This window comes from Caballeronia telluris, assembly GCF_001544495.1.
In the GTDB taxonomy this organism is placed as follows: Bacteria; Pseudomonadota; Gammaproteobacteria; order Burkholderiales; family Burkholderiaceae; genus Caballeronia; species Caballeronia telluris.
In genome coordinates, this window is record NZ_FCNZ02000001.1 from 248,372 (window position 1) to 270,900 (window position 22,529).

The 22,529-nt window shown below is 62.4% G+C and carries 9 protein-coding genes; 1 reads left to right on the top strand and 8 read right to left on the bottom strand.

The genetic code is table 11. The annotated features are described in order from the left end of the window. Positions 1-18 precede the first annotated feature (18 nt). From AWB66_RS01150 to AWB66_RS01185, 8 genes are all read right to left on the bottom strand, one after another. A complete protein-coding gene (locus AWB66_RS01150) occupies positions 19-738 on the bottom strand; it encodes a hypothetical protein (protein ID WP_087628419.1) in 720 nt (239 codons plus the stop codon). A 59-nt stretch (positions 739-797) separates the two neighbouring features. Next, the gene (locus AWB66_RS01155) at positions 798-1,577 is read right to left on the bottom strand and encodes a flagellar hook-basal body protein (RefSeq protein ID WP_087628420.1); all 780 of its coding nucleotides are present in this window, start codon (positions 1,575-1,577) and stop codon (positions 798-800) included. Next, positions 1,574-2,287 carry a flagellar hook-basal body protein gene (locus tag AWB66_RS01160; RefSeq protein WP_087628421.1) on the bottom strand — a complete coding sequence of 238 codons (714 nt, stop codon included), beginning with the start codon at positions 2,285-2,287 and terminating at the stop codon, positions 1,574-1,576. Before AWB66_RS01160 ends, AWB66_RS01155 begins: the two co-directional genes overlap by 4 nt. A gap of 42 nt (positions 2,288-2,329) precedes the next feature. After that, positions 2,330-4,456 carry a flagellar biosynthesis protein FlhA gene (locus AWB66_RS01165; RefSeq protein WP_087628422.1) on the bottom strand — a complete coding sequence of 709 codons (2,127 nt, stop codon included), beginning with the start codon at positions 4,454-4,456 and terminating at the stop codon, positions 2,330-2,332. Beyond that, complete coding sequence (locus tag AWB66_RS01170) at positions 4,453-5,523, bottom strand: EscU/YscU/HrcU family type III secretion system export apparatus switch protein (RefSeq protein ID WP_087628423.1); 1,071 nt, start codon at positions 5,521-5,523, stop codon at positions 4,453-4,455. Before AWB66_RS01170 ends, AWB66_RS01165 begins: the two co-directional genes overlap by 4 nt. Positions 5,524-5,526: 3 nt before the next feature. Beyond that, positions 5,527-6,285 (bottom strand): flagellar biosynthetic protein FliR, encoded by a 759-nt coding sequence (locus tag AWB66_RS01175; RefSeq protein ID WP_087628424.1) that lies wholly within the window; start codon positions 6,283-6,285, stop codon positions 5,527-5,529. Positions 6,286-6,287: 2 nt separating this feature from the next. Continuing rightward, positions 6,288-6,554, bottom strand: coding sequence for a flagellar biosynthetic protein FliQ (locus tag AWB66_RS01180; RefSeq protein WP_087628425.1), 267 nt, complete (start codon positions 6,552-6,554; stop codon positions 6,288-6,290). A gap of 99 nt (positions 6,555-6,653) precedes the next feature. Beyond that, on the bottom strand, positions 6,654-7,790 hold the full coding sequence (locus AWB66_RS01185; RefSeq protein WP_087628426.1) for a tetratricopeptide repeat protein: 1,137 nt from the start codon (positions 7,788-7,790) through the stop codon (positions 6,654-6,656). Between the two features lie 275 nt (positions 7,791-8,065). Here AWB66_RS01185 and AWB66_RS01190 point away from each other — a divergent pair, with 275 nt between their 5' ends. Further along, positions 8,066-22,525, top strand: coding sequence for a LysM peptidoglycan-binding domain-containing protein (locus AWB66_RS01190; RefSeq protein ID WP_087628427.1), 14,460 nt, complete (start codon positions 8,066-8,068; stop codon positions 22,523-22,525). Positions 22,526-22,529: the final 4 nt, after the last annotated feature.

A 22,529-nucleotide genomic window follows, 5' to 3' on the forward strand; every position in this document is an offset into this window, starting at 1 on the left:
CGAGAATGAGACGGCGCATCAGGACTGGTCTCCGGATGACGACGGCGTCTCGCTGAGTGGCAGGCGGCCGATCGCTTCGTCGCGTGGTGCAATGAAAGTGCGGCTCACAGTGACGAGGCCTGCCGAGATGCTCGACATCGTGGGTTCGCCGCGCCGCACGCGCGCGAGCGTCGACAAGGGCAGCGCAGTAACGACGTCGCCGGGAGAAAGCGCCTGGGCCGCGTGTACGACACGCGTATCACGCGAGTACGCCACGCGACGCACGGCCTCGTTCCCACACGCAACGGTGGACGGATCGATATCGTCCCGACGGATCGCGACGCCGGCCGCCACCGGATGCTCGATCCGCATGCACGAAGATGCGTGGACGCGCGTCATCGCTGGCGCCTGCTGCTCAGCGACGCGCGTGCCATACTCGATCACGATGGTCCGCGACGCAATGTCGTTACCCTGCATCCACGGTGTGATGCCGGGCATTCGAAGGCGCGCGGCGCGGGCAAGCCGCGCAGTCGGCAGCTGGTTCGCTTTGCAGCACCTGGGCAGGTTCGCGACGACGATCCGCGCGGCTTCGGTCTGCCACTGCGCGGGCAGAACCGATAGGTTCACAACGTCGCCCAGACGAACTTCCCGGTCCGCCACATTGGCTGTATCAAAGAACACGACTTGCGGCAGCGGAGATGTGGCGCAGGCGAATTCATTGGCGAGCGCGATGACGATCGCCAGCGATGCGGCGCGCATGCGCGCCCTGAATAGGGGTAGTAGCAATCTGAGGGAGCAACGGGTCATCGCGTCGGTTCCTAACGTTTGAGCCCGTTGGCGATAGACATCAGTTCGTCGCCGACCTGAACGAGGCGCGCGTTGGCCGCATAGGCGCGTTGAAAAAGCATGAGCTTGACGAGTTCGTCCGACAGCGTCACGTTCGATCCTTCGCCGTAGCCCTGCACGAGCGAACCGGCATTGTCCTCGCCGGGTTTGAGGCGCGAGAGCGCGACGCCGTCGTCCTGGATGCGATAGATGCCATCGCCCTGCGTTTGTAACGCGCGCGTGTCCGTCGGCATGACGAGTTCGATCTGGCCGATCTCGAGCGGATCTGCTTGATCGGGAAGCATGGCCGACACCCGACCGTCGGTACCGATGGTGAGCGCGGCGGCGTCATGCGGCACGGAAATCATTGCCTTGAGCGCCTGTCCGTTGGGTGCCGCGAGAAAACCGTCCGTGCCGACGTGTAATGTGCCGCCGCGCCACAATGTCGCTTCGCTTGATGCGCGGTCGGATTGCAATTCGATGAAGCCATCGCCCTTGATCGCAACATCGAACGCGTTGCCGGTTTCATGCAGCACACCGGGGGTGAACACGCGTAGCGTGGGATCAACCGCGACGCCTGCCGCGACAGGTGCGGAACGCTGACCGCGCGCTACGTTTGCGGATATCGCCCCGTCGGTCATCAGTTCGGAAAACGATGCTTCGCCACGCTTGAAAGCGGCGGTATTCATGTTGGCGAGATTGTTCGCCGTGATGTCGACCGCGCTTTGCTGCGCATTCAGACCCGTCGCGCCGATGTAGAAGACGTTGTTCATGCTGACATTTCTCCGAGACGCTGCAGGGCACTACCCATCATGTCGTCGTATGTGTGGATCAGTTTCTGGCCGGCTTCAATGCGCCGCACAGCTTCCATCATCTGCATCATGTCCGTGGCCAGTGTGACGTTCGACGACTCAAGATTGCCCTGGCTGATCTGCACCCCGTCTACGGGCGCCGCGCTCTGACCATCGGCAACGAAAAGGCCGCCATCGATGCGCCGCAACTTCGACGGATCGCCGAATTCGACGACATTGATCACGGCCACAGGATCGCCGTTTTCGAGTACGGTGCCGTCCTTTTCGATACGCCAGTCGCCAGAAGAACTGACCACTACGTCGCCCCCAGAGCCTTGCAGCGGCCAGCCTTGGGCAGTCGTGAGTCGGCCGGACGCGTCGCGCGTGAAGGAGCCGACTCGCGTGTAGGCGGGACCGTCCGCTGTGGCCACTTCGAAGAAGCCGCGGCCATCGATCGATACATCGAGCGGGTTGCCAGTGTGGATGAGTTTGCCCGCCGAAAAATCCGTGCTCGTGGCGAAACCCGCTTCGTGGTTTTCAACGACCGGCACGGCGCTCGCCAACAGGTTCTGAAACGCAATGGCGCGCTTGTAACCGGGGCTCGCCGCGTTGGCAATGTTTTGTCCCGCGGTTTCCACGCGTCGCGTCTCCGACGCAATCAGGCGCGTGCCTAAAGCCATGATGCTATCCATGCCGATCTCGTGTTTAATGTCTCGTGTGTTGTGGTATCGCGGCTACGCCCGAACTAGCGCCGCGGTCGAACCTTGAGCTTCCCCGACTGCGTGCGACCGAGGCGCAGGGTGTGCCGGTGCAGCGTTCGCCTGACCGATGTCTACCAGGCCGAACGAACGCAGATTGATCTGATGCGGAACCTCGTTCATGGACAGCACGACAAGCCGGGCAATGGCGCGTCGCGTGAAGGTTTTGAGGTGACGCCGGATGTCGGGACGGCAGAGCAAGACCGGCGAAAGCCCTTTGCGCAGCATGGCGTCGCTTTGCGCCAGGAGTCGGGCCAGAAATGCTTCGGCCATGCGCGGGTCGACGACAAACGCGGCACCGTCCGCCGCCCCCAAGTTGTGCGCGATGGTCGCTTCCAGCGCGGGATCGAGCGTGAGCACGGCAAGCGTATCGTGATCGCCTTGGGCGGCCTGGCAGATCGCATGACCGAGCCTCTGGCGGACTGTCTCGACAAGCATCAAGGGGTTCTTTTCATGACGGCCATTGTTCGCCAGCGTCTCCATGATGAGATCGATGTTGCGGACTGGCACCTGCTCGGCAAGCAGGCCCTGCAACACCTGCTGGATATCGCTCACGGCCAGCACGTTAGGCACCAGTTCCTCGACGAGACCGGGCTGACGCGTGCGCACGCCTTCAAGCATCGTCATCACGGCGGCGCGGGACAGCAGCATCGACGCATGCGCGCGAATGATCTCGATAACATGCGTGATCAGCACCGTGACGGGATCGACGCACGTATATCCCTGCGCGCGGGCCGGTGCTTGCTGGTTAGCCTCGATCCATACCGCGGGCATGCCGAAGGCCGGATCGCGCGTCGCAATGCCCGGCAGGGGATCAGTGCGCGTTTGCGCATGGATCGCAAGAATGCGCTCCGGGTAGAGCGTGGCATGTCCGAAGCGGCTGCCGAACAGCGTGACGCGGTAGTCGTTCGCGACTAGACCCGCGGCATCGCGAAACACCACCGCAGGCACGACGAGGCCGACCTCCATGTGGAACTGCTCGCGAAATGCGGAAATGCGTTCGGCGAGCACCGCTTGCATAGGCGTCCAGGCCGTCGAGAGGGCCGGGCCGAACAGTACTTCGATCGCAGCCAGCGCGGGCGTTTCGTTCTGCGTGTCGGCGGGTGCTCGCTCTCTTGCTTCGGCACTTGCCGACGAAGCAGGCGCGCGCTTCGATTGCTGCAGCAGGAAGCGTCCGCCGAGCGCTGCGAGCGCGAGCAGGGCCATCGGCCACTTGGGCATGCCCGGTAGAACGAGCAGCGCGGCGACTGCTCCGATCACGAGAAACTGGATCTTGGGAAAGCGCACAAGCTGACGCAGCACTTCGTGGCTGAGTTTGCCGTCCGCCGATGAGCGTGTGACGATAATGCCCGTGGCCACCGAGATCACGAGAGCGGGCACTTGCGTGACGATGCCGTCGCCGATTGTCAGTAGCGTGAAAGTGCGCATGGCGTCGCCGAGCGACATGCCCATCTGCGCTACGCCGACCGCCCAGCCGCCAAGGATGTCGATGAGCAGGATCACGATGCCCGCGATCGCGTCGCCTTTGACGAACTTGCTCGCGCCGTCCATAGAGCCGTAGAAGCCCGCTTCCTTTTCTAGATCTTTGCGGCGACGCTTGGCTTCGTCCTGGTCGATGAGACCCATGTTGAGGTCGGCGTCGATGCTCATTTGCTGTCCCGGCATGGCGTCGAGCACGAAGCGCGCGGCGACTTCCGAAACGCGCTGGGCACCTGCTGTCACAACTACGTACTGCACGACGATCAGGATAAAGAAGACAATCAGCCCGATGACGAAGTTGCCTTGCACGACAAATTCGCCTATCGCACCAATCACCTGCCCAGCGGATGCGCCCGACAGAATCAACCGCGTCGCCGCGATGTTGAGCGACAACCGGAAAAGCGTGGCGATCAGCAGGAGCGACGGAAATGTCGAGAAATCGACCGGTCGCGCGACGTAGAAGGTCAGCAGCAGAATCGTGAAGGCAAAGGCAAAATTCACGATGATGAAGAAATCGAGCGCGCTGGCGGGGATTGGCGTGAACAAGATCAGCAGAATCACGACGACGCCCAGCACGAGCGCGAGGTCGGACTGGTTGCGCAGTCGCTCGAGCAGCGCGTTCATGTGGCGCTCCGCTGTGAAGGCGCGAGCCCCGCGCGCAAGAAGAGTTCGGCTGTGTCGCGATACAGGCCGCCCGGAATCTCGCGTTCGAACGCGGCTTCGCGGAACAGCCGTCGCGCCAGCGCGCGCGACTCGATCACCGGGACGTTGTAGATGAAAGCGAGCCGCTTCAGACGCAACGCGAAGTCGCCGCTGCCGCGCGCGACGAGGGTGGGTGCATCCATTGCCGCGGGCTCGTAGCGCAGGCCGACCGCATAGTGAGTCGGATTTGTGACGAGCACGTCCGCTCCACGCATATTCCGCATGCTGGCGGAGCGTTGCAGCAGTTCGCGTTGAAGCTGACGGCGGCGCTGACGGATGCGCGGATCGCCCTCGCGCTGCTTGTGCTCCTGACGCACTTCGTGACGGCTCATGCGCATCTGTCTGGCGAATGCGCGGCGCACCAGCAACTGATCGATGACCGCAAAGATGATCGCTGCGAACAGAAGGGACGTCAGCAGCCTGAGACTGCGCGCGCTCAATGCTTGAGCGAGAGCGACAGCCGAAAGGGAGGCGTGATCGGCTGCGGTAATCGTATCTGCAATGCAGACCCATGCAATTGCGCTATAGACGATCATCTTGAAGCATGCCTTGGCTGCTTCCGTCAGGATGCGCTTCGAGAAAAGCCGCTTGAATCCCTGTGCCGGATTCAGGCGGCTGAAATCGGCCTTGAGCGCGGCAGGCGCGAAGAGAAGCCCGGTCTGCATCAGCGAGCCCAGAAGCGCGCCCGCGACTGTTATGCCGATGAACGGCGCGATGCTGCGCACCGACCGTAGCATCAACTGGCCGATCCAGACCAGGATGCCCTGACTGCCCAGCGAGAGGAAGGCGGCGTCGCGCAGCGCGTGCGCGCCGATGAACGCGAGCGCTTGGGCGGTCTGGTCCCCCTTTGCCCACAGGTAAACTACGGCGCATGCGAGGCTGACTACGATGCCCGCATCGGGGCTGCGCGGCACCATGCCCTTCTTGCGCGCCCGCTCCAGCTTGTAGGCGGTGGCCTGCTCGGATTTGTTCTGGTCGTGATCAGACATGATTCAAACCAGGGAAGAAAGAAAAGCGAGCGCCATGTTGATGAGGCGAAATACTGCAGGCGCGATCAGCCCCGTCGAAACGGACGCGACTACCAAAGTGGCGAGGGTCTTCACCTGCAAGCCGAGCATTAACGCATTCATTTGAGGCAACGTGCGAGACAGGAATGCGATCACGATGTCGATCATGAAGAGCGACAAGATGATCGCGGCTGCCGCGCCGAGTCCCGTCATCATCATGAGGCCCATGTAGGCGATGACCTCGCGCGCATCAATGCCGACGCGTGCGAAACCCGGTGGGAGGATCCGCGCGAACTGCGCGATCAGCCTGAGCAACTCGCCGGGGCCGTCGAGCGAAAAAAACATCACGCCGGCCACGAGCGTGAACATCGTGCCGAACAGCGGCGCCTGCTGTCGCGAGCCGGGGTCGATCACCATGGCAAGGCCATAGCCAGCCTGCACATCCACGACACGGCCAGCGAAAGACAACGCGCCGAATGCCGCCTGAAAGGCCAGGGCAATGACGAGTCCCAGCACCAACTCGACGCACGCGGCAACAACGAGTTCTCCGTTTCCCATCGTGGCAAGCGATGTCGACGGACTCGCGTCCGCCAAGCAGGCGCCAATCGTGAACGTGAGGCATACCCGAACCCGCAGCGGTATTTGCAGTTGGGAGAACGGAGGCGCTAGTACGAACAGTGGCCCGATGCGCAGGCAAAGCAGCAGCGTAGAGAGCCCCCAAGCGGTTGCGGCGAGAGGAAGCATCGTCAACCGAGCGTGGGAATGATATTGAACAGGGACGTAGCGAAGCGCGTGAGACGGCCGAGCATCCAGGGCGCCATGGCAACGAGCACGATTGCGGCTACTGCGAGTTTCGGTACGTAACTCAGGCTCATTTCCTGGAGCTGCGTAACTACTTGAAACACGCTGACGGCCAAACCGACGATTAAACACGCCCCAAGAACCGGTCCCGCAACGACCAAGCCAGTCCACATCATTTGCGCCATATATTGGAGCGCTTGGTCGGTCGACATATTCAGCCTCGTTTTATTGTCGTTAATTTATAGGCAGGAAGTCTAACAAAGCGAAGTAATAGTTCGTAATGCGATACATGTGAATTTTACACTTTTGTATCAGATATGTTTTTTTGCGCCCTCCATCCGCAAGGCGATTAGCGACCCGAGCGACGGTCCCCCAGCGGTCAGCGAACCCTCCATCGCCTGACGCATAACCTCGGTCGCGCGCGCCTGATCTCCCGCCTGCGAAGCGAGCAGGCTCGAAGCGAAGGCCGCCGCGAGGCATTTTGAGTCGAGGCGAAGCGCGGTCGTGACCAAGTGACGTGCCTCGTCGAAGCGCTGTTCGCGACAAGCAACGACAGCGAGCCCTCCGGGCGCTTCGGCGAAGCCTCTGTCGATGTGCGCGGCTCGTTCGAAGCACCTGCGCGCGGCGGCGAGATCGGCAGCAAAAAGGTGCGCCCATGCGGCGGCGGCCCACGAACCCGCATGAGATTTCAACGTAGCGGCGGCGGAGTCCAGCATCTCGGCGGCCCGACCGAATTCCTGCCGCGCGAGCAGACACAGCCCCATGCCAAGCTGAACTCGGCCACTCGACGGGCGCGCGGCTATCGCGCTCTCGAGGAGCGTGGACGCCGTGTCCTGCTCGCCTTCGTTCAGCGCGAGGAGTGCGAACACAGCCTGACAGTCTGGCGCGTCCGGGGTGAGAGAAGCGAAATGCCGGGCGAGTTCGAGCCGCGATGCGTCGAAACAGACGGTCGCCAGGGCGCCGGGCAATTCGCGGTCGAACTCGGCATGTTCGAGGTGACGCTGGCCGAGTTGTATGGCTTCGTCGAGTTGCCCGAGATGATGCAGCACTCGCACGCCGAGCGTCACGGCGGGTGGCAACGCTTGTACAGCCGGATCTTGGAGCAGCGCGAATGCCTCTTCGTAGCGTTCGAGCATCGCATTGGCGTAAGCGATGTTATAGCGCAAGGTCGGGTCGGTGCGTGCAGCGTCGAGCGATGAGAAATGCACGAGCGCGGTTGTGTAGTCTCCTTCCGACATGCAAGCCAGGCCGTGGAGATTGACGAGCGACGAGCTCAAGGCTCCCGGCGCCTCTTGGCGGCTCAGAATCTTGCGGCAGAGCGCGTATTGACCGGCATCAAAGGCAGCTTGCGCGGCGTGTTGTAGCAAATGGGTATTGTGCGGATCGATCTCAAGGTAGTCGAGCCACTTGGCGAGTTCCGTTGGAGGGAGTGTCGAATTTTGAGGCATTGAGTATCCAGATATTTGGCTGACTTCGGACGAAAGCGCACGCCATCATCCGCTCATGAAATTGCTGTTAGCAGTATGCGCTGCTGGCTTGCGACGCGCCAGCAGGCGCTGATGAGGATGACGCTCACGCAAATCATTCTCGGTGAATTTGTAAAGGTATGCAAAATATAACGCCCGACCCTTAACTCAGTTTGAATCGCACGGACAACCTGCATATAAACCGGACACGTTGAATCGGTGTCCAGATCGAACCATCATCTAGGTTGAGGTGCAAAGTGGTAGCAATCTTCACGGGTAACGGGCTGGGCACGCATTCGTCGTTGGCATTCGGTTTGGGCAAGCGCGGGCAGGTAGGCGACGCCGCGTTCGGTCAGACCGGTGAGCAGATCTTCGTGAACGCGGCCAACGGCAACCTTTTGGTTGAGGACCGTGATCAGATGCTGCTCGGGCGCGGCGACGAGGGTGCGGTGTACAGGGCATACAACAGCCTCGGCGCGGTTCCGGATGATAGCTGGCGGCCGGGAGGCGTACGCACGGTGAACGGGCTTGGCGGCGTCCTCAACACGGCGGGCAGCACGGTATTGCTCACCGACTGGGACGGTTCATCCACCTCGTACACGTATGACGTCGCGCGCAAGGTCTATGTATCGACTGCGTCTTACGCGGATGTGGCGCCCGCGCCGAACGCCGGCCCCGCCACCGTGACGACCCCCGGCGCGCGCGCCACGCTATCGTTCGACCTGGCCACGCAAAGCTGGCTCTGGAGGGATGGTGCGAACCAGCTCACTCAAACCTTCGATGCTGCACATGATGGCCGCCTCGTGTCCAGTAGCGACCGTGACGGCAACGCTGTCAGCTATGCCTACAACGCGCAAGGCCAACTGACGCGCGTGACGACCGCTGGCGGTGACGTCAGCTATCTCGACTACAACGCGTCAGGTCAGCTGACGGGTCTGCGGGCCGAATATCGTCAGCCGGGTGGCGGTGTCGTGACAGCGACGACCACGCGCTACGTCTACGATGCCAAGGGCCGGTTGTCGGAGGTGAACGTAGATCTGAGCCCGCTCGATGGCAGTATCGCCGACGGGAATGTCTTCAAGACCACCTATGCCTACGACGGCGCAAGCAGCCGGATTGCGTCGATATCGCAATCGGACGGATCGCGCGTTGCGTTCACCTACCAACTGGTGGGGAGCGATTACCGCGTGGCAACGATCGCGCAGACCGGCGACGGTGGCGCGACTCGAGTCACGTCACTCAGCTACGACACGGCTACGCGCACAACGACCGTCACCGATCCGCTCGGCTCTCAACAGCTTCTCACCTACGATGCCGCGGGGCGCCTCACAAAGATCGCTACGAGCGGGTCGGGAGATACGCACAGCCAGTCGTTCACCTACGACGCGCGAGGCAATGTCCAACAGATCAACGATAGCGAGCTCGGTAGCGTTCGGTTGGTCTATGACAGTGCCGGTAACCTCATCCAACAGACAGGCGGAGGATCGGAACTGCTCCGCACCTATGGCGCGAGCAATGAACTGCTGACGGAGCGAGTTTCGGGCAGTAGTCCGACCACCACCACAGGTAACCAGACGGTTCGCTACGCCTATGACGGGCTGGGTCATCTTCGCTATAGCGTGAGCGGCGAGGGGCGCGTCACCGAGTATCGCTATAACGCGCAGGGCCAGCGAATCACCGAGATCCGCTATGCGGGCGGCGTGTTCGATGTGAGCAGCCTCGGCGCAGATGCACCCGTGCCGATGTCGGCGCTGGATGCGTGGGTGGCTGGCCTCGGCGACCGCAGCGATGCTGTGCGCATCGACACGACATGGGACTACCGCAGCCAAATCGCCAGCGAAACTCGCTATGAACGGTTAAAGGCAGATGGCAGCGGCGATACCGCAGCGGGAATCGTGCAGACGCGCTACATTTACGACGCCTTCGGCCGTCTGCTTCAACACTTTGTCGGCGCTCCAGGCCAAGAAACGGTCGAGCAATTTACCTACGACGGACTTGGACGCCTGTTGAGCGCGACGAGCTTCGATGGTGTCGTCACGCTCTACCAATATGACGACGCGAAGCATACCGTGGCGGTGACCTTCGGTAACGGTCTCACGCGAACATCCGCGTACGACGCGGCGGGCGAACTCGTTTCTGTATCCGACAGCGTGCAGGGCAAGCTGCTGTCCCGGATCACCAATGCGTATGACTCCGACGGCCGCTTGCGCATGAGCACGGACGCCGGCGGCAAGGCGACCCAATATCTCTACAACGGGCGCGGCCAACGCGTGGCGATGATCTCCGCGGATGGCACGCTCACAGAGTACAAATTCGATGCCCTGGCAGGCTATCAAAACGCCACTGTCACTTACGCGACGCGTCTTAGCAACGCGCAGTTGAGCACGCTCGCGGACGGCTCGGGACGACCGGTCGAGCGGTTGCCTTCCGGGGCCGCGCTGACTCTCGACAGTTCCGGGCTCCGTCCGCAGGCTTCTACATCGGACCGGGCGGAATGGCTGGTGCGCGACAGCAACGGCCAAGTAATTGGCACCATCGACTCCGACCGGCATGCCATCAAGTACGATTACGATACACGCGGCAATCTCATCAAGACGACGAAGTTCTCGAATCTCGTAGACGCCAGCAAGCTATCCGGCGCCAGCGTGAAGAGCGACAGTTTTCCAGTTGCCGATGTATCGCGTGATCGCGTCAAAGACTACTACTACGACCGCGACGGGCTCCTGCGCGGCGAGATCGATCCGGAAGGCAGCATTACCGAGTACCGCTACAACGCGGCGGGAGAACGCACGGAAACGGTTCGGTATTTCACGCAAATCGATGCGGCGACGCGCCTGTCCGGGCTCGACTTCGCGAAGCCAATTCCATACGCGCCCGCTCGGGATGAGTCCGAGCGCTTCGTCTACGACGCGCGAGGCCTGCTCAGCGCACAAATCGACGCGGAAGGATACGTTACCCGATATCGCTACGACGCGCGCGGCAATGTGATCGAGCGCGTTCGTGGCGAGCGCATCGATCCAGGCATGTTGAGCCAGCCGCAAATGGTGCCCATGACGTTCACGGCAACCGGTCAGACCGGCGCGCCGCTGGAGATCTGGATCGATGGCCTCAGGCAGGCCAGCCTGACCCTGACGTCGCCAAGCGGCTCATACTCCGTGATGGTGTTGAACCAGATTCCACTTGCGAGTCATACGATCGAATTTCGCAGCGTGAGCGCGAATCCTGTCAAGGTGGGAACGGCATCGTTTGGCGAACGTGCCTTCACGGGAGAAGTAGCGGATTCGATAGCGATTGGCGGCAATCCGCCGATGACCGGCGTGCGCTACGCCGCAAGCGCGGCCTCGCTGCTCTCCTCGGTCATGACCGGCGCTCAAACCGAGCGCACGACATACGCTTACGACGCGATGGGCCGTGTGCTCGAGCGTTCGATGTATGAAGTGACGGGATCCCGTACGACCCGTTATTCCTACGACAGCCAGGGAAATCTGACAAGCCAGACGGAAAATGGACGCACGCAAACCAATCGCTACGACGCCCAAGGACGCCTGACCGGCCAACTTACGGGCGAGGGCAGCGCCGCTCTTGCCGCGCTCGGCGCCAATCCTGCACAAGCGCAGATCGATAGCGTGTGGAGCACGTGGGGCGTGCGTTATACGTACGATCCGGCGGGCCTGCGGACCGCGATGACGGATGCGAACGGCAACGTCACGCGGTACTACTACGATACGGCGGGGCGTCTTGCCGTCATCGTCAACGCGCTTGGCGAGGTGACGCAGTACGGATTCGACGCCTTCGGCGACAGAACGCAAACTACCGTATATGCCACGAGGGTCGCGGCGAACGTACTGTCGACGCTAACCGGGGGGACGTTGAGCGACGCCCTGACGCAAACCTTCTCAGCTCTGGGCGATGACGGAAAGGCGTCGCGCACCTCGTTGAGTTACAGCACCACGGGCCGCGTACTCAGGCGGACCGATGCGCTGGGCGCTCGGACGGACTTTGCGTACAACGCGTTCGGCGAGATCACGTCAGAAACGCGAGACCTCAGCGCGGGCGCGCGGGTCACGATGTCGTTTACGTATGATCGCATGGGCCGCCAGGTACAGCAGATCAGCGACTTGCGCGGCCTGAATGTGTTCACCAACGCGGTCTACGACGCGTTCGGCCGTCTGGTCCAGACGGTCGACGCGAACGGTACGAGGCGTTACACCGACTATGATCGCAACGGCAACGTCGTGGTGGTCACCGACGCTACCGGCGCTGAGACCTCGATGACCTACGACGCGTTCGGCAACGTGCTCACAAGGACGGACCGCACGGGCAAGACCACGCAGTACGCTTACAGCGCAGCCAGCCGGCAGATGAGCGTGACGACACCGGAGGGTATCGTCACCGTCACGACCTACAACGAAAGCGGCCAGGTCGTCGGCATAAAGGATGGGCGCGGGAACACCACGAACTACGCTTACGATCTCGACGGCAACCTGATTCAGACGCAAAACCCGGTAGCGACCACTGGGCAAGCCTTCGACCACGCAGGTCAACTCATTCGTATGACCGATGCACGCGGCGTGCAAACCACCTTCTCGTACGACGCAGCCGGGAGAACGCTCACGCGCACGGTCGATCCGGGCGGCTTGGCGCTCGTCACGCGCTATGAGTACGATGCGAAGGGCGCGGTTGTTCGCACGACCGATCCATCGGGCTTGGTCACCGAGACGCAATACGATCTGGATGGCCGGAGCGTGTCGGTTATCGCCGATCCGTTGGGGCTCAGGCTGCGCACGGACTTCGCTTACGACAGCGCCGGGCGTGTGGTGACGGTCACCGAAGGTGCGGGCACCGCAGCGGCAAGAATCACGCAAAAGACCTACGACAATCTCGACCATTTGCTGTCTTCCGTGGTCGATCCCACTGGCCTGAAACTCAAGACACAGTACGCCTACGACGCCAATGGAAACGTGGTCGCCGTGACGGATGCCGCGGGCGGCGTGACGCGCTATGTCTACGATCAGGAGGGGCGTCAGATCTGGTCGCTTGACCCTACCGGTGCGGCGGTCCAGTCGGGCTACGATGCCGAAGGGCGGCTGATTTCGCAGCAGCGTTTCGATGCGCGGATATCCTTGAGCGGCATGTCTCTCGCGACGAGCGCCGCCCAGATCGCCGCACGCATTGCGCCCTCGGTGCAACGCGACGAACTGACTCGTTACGCATACGACGCAGACGGCCGCTTGCGCTTCAGCGTGGATGCGCTTGGCTACGTGACGGAACAAGTGTACGACGCGAACGGCAACGTGGTGTCGCGCATCGCTTATGCCACGCCCGTTTCCCTCAGCGGTCTGCCGGACGCCGCGGCACTCGCAAACACCTTGAGGGCGCAGACGAGCGCCATGCATGCGAGCGACCGGATCACGCGTACGGTCTACGACGCGGCGAACCGTGCCGCCTTCAGCATCGACGCGCAGGGCTATGTCACGCAGAACCGCTTCGACGCGCAGGGTCATCTCACCGGTCAAACCACGTACGCGCTGGCATGGAATGGCGGTGGCAATCCCTCGGTGAACGATCTTACGCAATGGCTTGCGTCGCCGGGCGTCGTGCGTGCGGCGCAGGACCGGACCACGAACTGGATCTTCGACAACGCGGGCCGGCCCGTCTACATTGTCGATCCGGAAGGCTACGTCACGGCGAACCGATATGACGCAGCGGGACATGTCGCGCAGTCCATCCGTTATGCTGGCCGGTACGACACCGTACGCACGGCCAGCCCGTTACAGGCCGCGGCGCTGCTGCCATCGACAGCGCCGGCCGACGCGGTCGTTACGCAATATCGTTACGACAGCGGCGGCCGGTTGATCGAAGTGGTCAATGGCATGGGAGTCGTAACCCATTACACGCTCGATTCGCTGGGCCGGGCAGTGGAAACGGTACTGGCTTACGGCACGGCCCAGCCATCGGCTACGCACTCTGTTTTCGACGCCGCGGGAAATCTCATCGAGCAGACGCGCGCCTGGGGATCACCGGCAGCATCCACCACGCGGTACGCGTATGACGGTTTGGGGCGGCAAGTCGCGCATATCGATCCTCGCGGAGTCGAGCTCTCTGGGCAGGATACGCAATGGGCGTTGTCGGAGCGCAAGGCGCTCGGCTTCGTCGATGGCAGCGGCAATGCGCTCACGGTGGCAGCGCTGACCGACGGCCAGCGGCAGTCGCTGCTCGCGCGCTATACCAACACGCAGACGTACGATGCGGCGGGCCATCTGACTGCCGCGACCAACGCGCTGGGCTACACGACCCGCTATCAGTACGACGCGTTCGGGAATCGCGTGACCACAACCGATCCGTCGTCGGCGACGACCGTTTACTTCTACGACGGTCTGAACCGCCTCGTGACCCAGGTCAGTCCGGACAATTCCGTGGTCAGTACGCGCTACGACGCCTTCGGCGATCCGGTACAGGTGACGCACTACGCGCAGTTCCGTGCCGGTGCCGCTGACGAGGCCTGGAAGCGCGACGGCTGGCGCGCCAATCCGGCGCTTGTGTTGCCGCCAGCGGACTCGCGCGATGCGGTGACGACGCTCGAATACGATCGCGCGGGACGGCTCGTCAGATCGACCGACGCAGAGGGCTACGCCGAGACTTACGGTTACGACGCCTTCGGCAACCGGACGAGCCATGCGAACAAGCTGGGCGGTGTCTTCACGTACACATACGACCGGCGTGGGCTGAAGCTGTCCGAAACATTGCCCGCAATGAATTCGAAGAATGTGCCCGTTGTGAATCTCTACGCATACGATTCGCGGGGCAATTGCGTCACCGTTACCGAGGCGTCGCGGTCGGACTCTGTGTCTCCTTCCGAAGAGCGTGTCACGTACTATGCGTACGATCTGCTGGACCGCGTAGTCTCCAAGACCGGCGTCGCGAACTACACGAACAACTACGTCACGCCGGTCGAGCGGTACGCATACGACGCACGCGGAAACCAAGTGTCGCGGACCGACGCGACCGGCAACAAGACGACATGGTACTTCGACGCGGCGAACCAGCGCACGGGCGAAGTGAATGCACTTGGCACACTCACTTTATGGGCGTTCGATGCGGCCGGCAATGTAAACAGCACGCGAGTCTATGCGGATCCGGTGAGCGCCGTGGGCGGTTCGCAGCCGCCGATACCCAAGAACGCCGCCAACGTGCGCGAGACACGTTCGGTCTATGACGCCAATGGGCGGATCATCGAATCGCGCGTGATGAACGTGGCGACCGGCTACTTCGATCCTACCGCGGGTGAGGATCAACGGGGCGCGTACTTCCTTACCTCCGGCAGCGAGCTCGTCACGAGGTGGGAATACGACGGGCGGGGCCTCCTCGTTGCAAAGACCGACCCGTCGGGTTACCGGTCGCTTTACTTTTATAACGGCAACGGCCAGAAGACGCTCGAAATCGACCCGAAGGGATACGGCATCGCTTACACGTTGGACGCACAGGGCAACGTTACGCGCGAAAGCCATTTCGCTCAGGCATATCCGGATCCGGTGACGGCGGGCTCATCGCTTGCCGCTACGCTTGTCGACACTTGGCCGCGCAGCGGTGATGACCGGATTACCGAATACACGTGGGATCGCAACGGACGTAAGACCAGCGAGACGCGTCTGAACGTTCAGTACGCGAACGTTGACTCGAACGGCAAGTTGCAGCAACTGACGGGCAACGCCACGAGCCGCTATGCCTACGATGGCGAAGGTCACTTGCTACGTCGAATCGATGCGAACGGCAGCCAATACGACTTCACCTATGACGCGCTCGGACGACAGACGAGCCAGAAGCTTCCGCAGTTTGCGGATCATCAGGGCCGGCTGGTCAGAACGACGACGAACTTCAAGTACGACGGGCTGAATCGCGTCGTCGAGGAGGACGTGCAGGCTGGAGACGGCACGCTAGCCCACACGTATCTGTACAACTACTGGTATGGCTATGCGCTGTTGTACGTAACGGATCTGCAGGGATATGGCTCTACGTCCTTCGGCTATGACGCTGCGGGCAATACGACGTCCATCAGCACGTACTGCACGGATGCCGACGGCAACGGCTGGGATTTCGTCACGAATATGGGCTACGACGCGCTTAACCGCGAAGTGTCGCGCTCGACCTTTTCGAGGGCCTGGAGCGATGCGTCGTTCGGCACGAATGGCAAGCAAATCGAACGAAGCTACAACGCGTACGGCGAACTGACGGCTCGCCGCACGAACGGCGGCGGGCCGGGCGGCGCGTGGCAGGAATACTCGGACTACGACAACGCTGGCCGCGTGGTGCGCACCAATTTCGATGACGGCATCTCGCATCTGTTCGTGTACGACCGCAATGGCAACGCGACGTTGAAAGTCGAGTCCATGAACGCGGACTTGCGCGGCAAGAAAATCGACACGGGCGAGGATCTGAAGGCGTTGCTGCAAAGCGTCGACATGATGCAGACGTTCACGCGCTACGACGAGCGCAACCAGGTCATTCAAATTCGCCAGCCGAAGACCTCGGGCGGGGTGCCGTATATCCACTTCAGTCCGGTCGATATTCCGATCGACGGGGGGCAGTTCGCGAATACGCAGCTGAGCATTAGCGGGTGGACAGACGCGGCCAATCGGCCGGTGACGGGACCGACGTTGCCGGTCGAGGGGGGCGACATCTTTACGAATAATGCGGAGGACTTGGCGGTTACCACCACAGTCTCGTGGAAAACGGACTCTAACCCGGCAGGTTTGGCAGGCATTGGCATAAGCGCACTGGAGATTGATCTGCCTGACCTGCGCGGGATTTATGGTGCATATGAGGTGAATGCGGTCGTGCACTACAGCTACGATGTGAAGTGGGTCACATTCAGCGGTGACGATGACAACCTTATGGGGAACCAGCAAAGTATCGGCGAAGACGTTCCTTATTACACCCCTCCAGTCACGGCGACCTCCATATCACCGGGTAGACTTGATATACCGCTGCACGTCATTTGGGGCGACGTCACTTCGTTCAATTTTTCGTATCGGGTCGAACTGACGTTTATTCCTCGGAGCGGGCAGGGCACTCCGATCACCCAGACGATTGCCAAAACTGCGCAGCTCTTAGGAACAAACGTCAAACCCGATGCGCTTGATACCTCAGTACGGTTGGACGGCATAGCGGGATCCAACTCGATTACGGTTGCCTTGAATTCGCTCGCTCATGCGGAGAGCATGCTGTACTACCGTCCCGCAGGCTCGACTGAAAATTTCAAATCGCTGCCGAAGAGCGCCGATAGCCAGTCGAACTCCTACACTGCCGACGTAACCGACCTTCCCGACGGCGACTACGAAATGATCTTCATGGCAGTGAGCGACGGTGGCAATGGCCCCGCCGGCACGCTGCTGCGCCGCGACGGCTACTCGGCGCATATTTCGCGCTCGGGTGGGTCGAGCGTCACGCACGTCGACATTCCCCAGCACGCACCGAGCGATCTCGCGGGCTTCAAGGTCGATGCGTCAGGAAGCTATCTGTGGTCTGCGCCGCAGGTTCTGAACCTGTATTCGCCGCGAAGCAGTCAGATGCAACTGGCGGACCATCTCGTCGTTCATCTGCGCAAGCCGAACGACGCAGGCTGGAAAGTCGACGTGCCGGTCTATCGCAACGCGGCCACGGGCGCGTTCACGCTCGATCTGTCCGGCTACGGCGCGGATAACTACAACATCGCCATCGATCTGTGCGACGCCAGCGGGGCCACGCTCGATTCGTTGCTAGGCACAGTCGCCCTGACGGGCGGCAACGGCACGCCGTCGCTCTCGCTCGGTTATCAGGCCGACTTCAAGTCCATGGTGGTATTCCATTCGCAGCCGGCCAGCACCGATTACATGGTGGTGTCGTGGGTGCAAGGCGGTGCCACGAAGTACGCGACCTTGCACAACACGGGCGGCGATTTCATCTGGGACACGAGCCAGTACGGCCTACCGGCGAACTCGACCTGTTCGATCAAATTCACGTCCTACGACTACGCGGGCATGCCGCTGTCGATGGGTCAGGGCGACGTGACGATCGGCAGGAACGCGCAGGCGACGCTCACGGGCAGCGCGCGCGCGTCGATCCTGCAGTTCACGCCGACGGACAACCAGGGCAACGCGCTTGGCAACGTCGATACGCTGACGTTGATGTATCGCCAGTCGACGCAAAAGGACAACGCCTACGATCGCCCGTTTACGACCATCACGCTTCACAAGGACGCGGCGGGCCGCTTCCTGTTCGACGCGGGGAGCTTGCCGACCAACGTCGAATACGAATACCGCTACTGGGCGAAGGACGCAGCGGGCAACGTGCTGATGGAGCGTCAGAGCTACTTCCTGACGGGCACGCGCAACAATCCGGTGACCAACGTCGATATCGTGGGGGTGATCGACGAGCTGTCCAAGGACATGACGATCGACCGGTTGCAGCATCACAACGCGTTCGAAGAGGTGTCGGGCGAGCGCGACGGACGTGGCAACTGGACGTACTCGTCGTATAACACGATGGGCATGCTGGTGCTCAAGCAGCAGCCCACGGTGAGCGTGACCTTGACCAACGGCGCGAAGATCGAGACCACGCCGCTGACGCACTTCTACTACGACCTGACCGGCAATCTGGTCGGTCTGCTCGATGCGAACGGCCATCTGAGCACGCAGCAGTACAACTACGGCACAGCCAGCCCGAGCGTGGCGAAGTCCTGGGACGCGCTCGGCTACAGCAAGGCGTATCAATACGACGGCTACGGCAACCTGCGGGTGTCGAGCGACGAGTTGGGGCGGCGCACCGACTACAAGTACGACGCACGTAACCGTTTGACCGAAGTGGACCGTCCGGTGCTCGCCGACGGCCAGCGCAGCATCGATCGCTACGAATACGACGAGCTGGACCGGCGTATCGCGCACACCAACGCACTGGGCGGACGCGAGAAGACGTTCTACGACGCGGCGGGGCGCATCGTGAGGACGGTGAGCGCGGCGGGCCGCGCGGTGCAGTACGACTACAAGTGGGCGAGCGGTATCGCCTCGATCGGCACATCGTTGAGCGGCGGGTGGATCAAGACGACCACTGATGCGAACGGCCGCACGATGGCGGACGAGCAGGATCTGTACGGGCGGGTGGGCAAGCACACGGACCTGGGCGGCCACGTGTACCGCTACACGTACAACTGGGCGGGGCTGGTGACCAAGCAGACGAGCACGGCGGGGCAGGACGTGGACTACACGTACTACTCGCACGGTCTGGTGCGCTCGATGGTGGACAACGCGACGAAGACGCAGTCGCTGTACGAGTACGACGGAGACGGCAACCGCACGGCGGAGTACTTCACGAACTTCGGTGACTCGTACGTGTTCGCGCAGTCGCGGGTGGAGTACGACGCGCTGAACCGGGTGGTGTCGATCAGCGACAACAGCTACCAGGTGAGCTACGAGTACGACGCGGTGGGCAACCGCCGGCGGATGGTGGCGTCGTACACGGACATGGTGGGGTATCACCAGAAGACGCAGGACTACTGGTACGAGTACGACGCGCTGAACCGCTTCACGGTGTCGATGGGCACGCTCTCGGGCGAGCGGGCAAGCGATCCGAACGACACGAGCGTGCACATCGTAGCGGGACCGGCGGGCGGCGAAGGGGTGCAGTTGGGCTACGACGCGGCGGGCGAGCGGGTGCTGGCGGTGTATGCGAAGGACGGTCGCACGGAGCGCTACACGTACGACGCGAACGGCTACTTGCAGACGCAGACGATCAACGGGGTGGTGGCGCAGGAGCGCGCGAACGACCTGCTGGGGCGAGTGAGCACGCAGCTCGAGCGTGACGTGAAGACGGGCAAGGTGGTGTCGAACGTGACGCGCACGTGGGATGCGGACAGCCTGCAGAGTTCCGAGCGCGATGCGTTGAACGGGCTGAGCACGAGCTACACGCGCCTAGCCGACGGCACGCTCGTGCAGATCGACTCGAAGCCCGACGATGCGAACGGCACGCGCACGGTGTCGACGTACACGTACGAGTGGTGGGAGGGGGCCAAGCAGTCGAAGGTGGTGGTGCAGCCGAGCAACCCGAACGCGCCGGGGTGGAAGGCGGCGACGACGTACTACAACTACGACGCGAACGGGAACCTGAAGAGCACCTACGACGACGGCGGAGGCGATGCGAGTAAGGCACGCGCGTTCCAGTACTGGACGGATCTGCGCGGTCAGGTGCAGCGTCGGGATGAACTGACGGGCGTGAGGGTGGACGCGAACGGGCGGATCACGGGCGCGGCGGGGGACCGCAAGCACAACTACTACTACCTGAACGGCAACCGGGTGGGCAACCAGGGCAACGACGGGATCGACTCGATCGACTACGTGCAGGAGCTTTCGGGCAAGCTCACGCGGGGCGGCAACGAGAGCCAGTACAAGGTGTTCACGCCGATCGGCACGGCGGACTTCGACGAGAACTTCATGGCGATCGACGGGACGTATCCGGGGGTGAGCCCGGGGACGTGGACGGTACGCGATGGAGACACGCTGCAGAGTATCGCGAGTGCGCTGTGGGGGGATGCGACGCTGTGGTATCTGCTGGCCGATGCGAACGGCTTGCAGGGTACGGACGTGCTCAAGGCGGGTCAGACGCTGAGCGTGCCGAACAAGGTGACGAACGTGCACAACACGGCGAGCACGTTCAAGCCGTACGATCCGGGCCGAGCGATCGGCGACACGCAGCCGACGTTGCCGGACCCGCCGCCGCCGCCGGGAAGAGGCGGAGATGGATGCGGGACGTTCGTGCAGGTGATCGCGATCGTGGTGGCGGTGGTGGTGACGGTGTATACGGCGGGAGCGGCGGCGGAGTTGCTGGGCGCGGCCGCGGGTGGATTGGCTGGGGGCGGTGCGGCCGCGGGCGGTGTTGCGGCCGGTGGTGTAGCCGCGGGAGGTGTGGCGGCGGGAGGTGTGGCGGCGGGGAGTGCGGCGACGCTGTCGGGCGCGTGGGCGGCCGGCGTGGCGGCGATAAGCGGAGGGTTGACGGGCGGTATCGCGGGAGCGGCAAGCGGCACGATCGCGGTGGCGGCGGGCGCGGCGGCGGGGTCGCTCGCGTCGCAGGCGGTGCTGGTCGCGGGAGGTCAGCAGCGGGGGCTGGACTGGAAGGGCATGGCGATCTCGGCGGCGAGCGCGGCGGTCGGCGCGGGGGTGACGGGCAGCTTGAGTTCTGTGTCCGCATCGGCGCTGGGCGGAGGAGCGGGCGCGGCGGTGACGGGCGCGGTGCGCGCGGCGGCGGGCGAAGGGCTGGGTATCGCGTTGGGAGCGCAGCACGGGTTCGACTGGCGGGGTGTGGCGGCGGGGGCGATTGCCAACGGTATTGGGTACGGTACGGATCAGACGGCACTTGGCGGGACCGCGCTGGGAACGGGCGCTTCGACGGCGGTCTCTGGAGTGGCGAGCACGCTGGTGCGGGGAGGAAGTCTCGAGCGCAATATCGGATCGATCGCGGGCGACACGATCGGCGCGTTGGTGACGCAGCAGATGGCGAGCCAGAGCGTGGCGAAGCCGGATACCGAGGTGGCGAACCAAGGTCGCTACGCCGATGCGGTCTACGATCAGTTGATGGATGCGTTCGGCAACGCATCGACGCCGGATACGTACACGACGCCTGACATGCGGTTTGCCGGACCTGGTGCGCCATCGCGTGAGTTTCTGTTGCCGCCCATACATGTGACGCCCGAGACATCTTGGGTTGATTACGTTGCATCGCCGGGGCAAGCCGGTGACTTTGCATTCGGCGCGGGCTATGACAGCGCATTCACCGGTACGGCCGTACGTACGGAATTTGACCTGAATGAGTCGGCGTTCCGTGGCGCGATGATGGGTGAACAGTCGACACCGGATTTGAGTGTTGGCGAAACCACCCAGCAAGCATTCATGCGTGGTATGACGGGAGGCTACGCTGGAGTGCTCGATCCGAGTCCGAGCGCGGCTTATGCGGGTAAGATCGTGTATGACGCGGGGCAGAGCCTTGGGCAGTTTGCCTACCAGTTGATCGGTGCGCAAAGTGCGACTGAGGCTCGTGCTGAATGGAACGGTGGTAACTACGGGTTTGCAGTTGCGAAGGAAGTGCAGGCGTTTGGGGAAGCTGGTCTTGCATTGATGGGAGCGGGAGCCGGCAGGATCGCAATGCAGAAAGCCATCGCGCCGGTTTCCATTGCTTCGCTTGGCAGCAGCGCAGGCGCGGATATTGTGGGACAGTCTGGCGGATCGATTGGCTCCCGGTTTCCACGAACTGAAGGGTTAGGTACGCACACCACGCTGGACGAGTTGCGCGCCACAGGAGCGTTACCTGGTGAGCAGGGCGTTGTTGTCACTGATCGAACCGTGCGATTTGGAGATCTTTATAAGTTGGGTACTTTAGGCGGCCGACAGGTTGAATTTTCACTTGTCACCGAACGCTTAGACAGTGCCCTGGTCAAGAAGTTGTACAGCGGAGATGCATGGACCAGTCCGGTACCGCGAGATGCACGGTTGATAGGCCATGTCCATCCGAACGAAAATTCGTTACAGATGTGGCCGTCGACACAAGACATGAATATGGTCAATGCTCGATATTTCCGAGAACTGATAGTCAATCCCAACGCTGCACCTGCTCCTACAAGAGTGTTTTGGGGGCCGGGCAATGTAGACAACACGATCTTCTATCCGGGGTTCGGCAAGACCCCGCTGCCTCGGTGAGGGT

What these genes read in the sequence shown, in the direction of transcription:
- AWB66_RS01150 (WP_087628419.1), bottom strand. Translation starts at nt 738, where the DNA reads ATGCGCGCCGCATCGCTGGCGATCGTCATCGCGCTCGCCAATGAATTC.
- AWB66_RS01155 (WP_087628420.1), bottom strand. Translation starts at nt 1,577, where the DNA reads ATGAACAACGTCTTCTACATCGGCGCGACGGGTCTGAATGCGCAGCAA.
- AWB66_RS01160 (WP_087628421.1), bottom strand. Translation starts at nt 2,287, where the DNA reads ATGGATAGCATCATGGCTTTAGGCACGCGCCTGATTGCGTCGGAGACG.
- AWB66_RS01165 (WP_087628422.1), bottom strand. Translation starts at nt 4,456, where the DNA reads ATGAACGCGCTGCTCGAGCGACTGCGCAACCAGTCCGACCTCGCGCTC.
- AWB66_RS01170 (WP_087628423.1), bottom strand. Translation starts at nt 5,523, where the DNA reads ATGTCTGATCACGACCAGAACAAATCCGAGCAGGCCACCGCCTACAAG.
- AWB66_RS01175 (WP_087628424.1), bottom strand. Translation starts at nt 6,285, where the DNA reads ATGCTTCCTCTCGCCGCAACCGCTTGGGGGCTCTCTACGCTGCTGCTT.
- AWB66_RS01180 (WP_087628425.1), bottom strand. Translation starts at nt 6,554, where the DNA reads ATGTCGACCGACCAAGCGCTCCAATATATGGCGCAAATGATGTGGACT.
- AWB66_RS01185 (WP_087628426.1), bottom strand. Translation starts at nt 7,790, where the DNA reads ATGCCTCAAAATTCGACACTCCCTCCAACGGAACTCGCCAAGTGGCTC.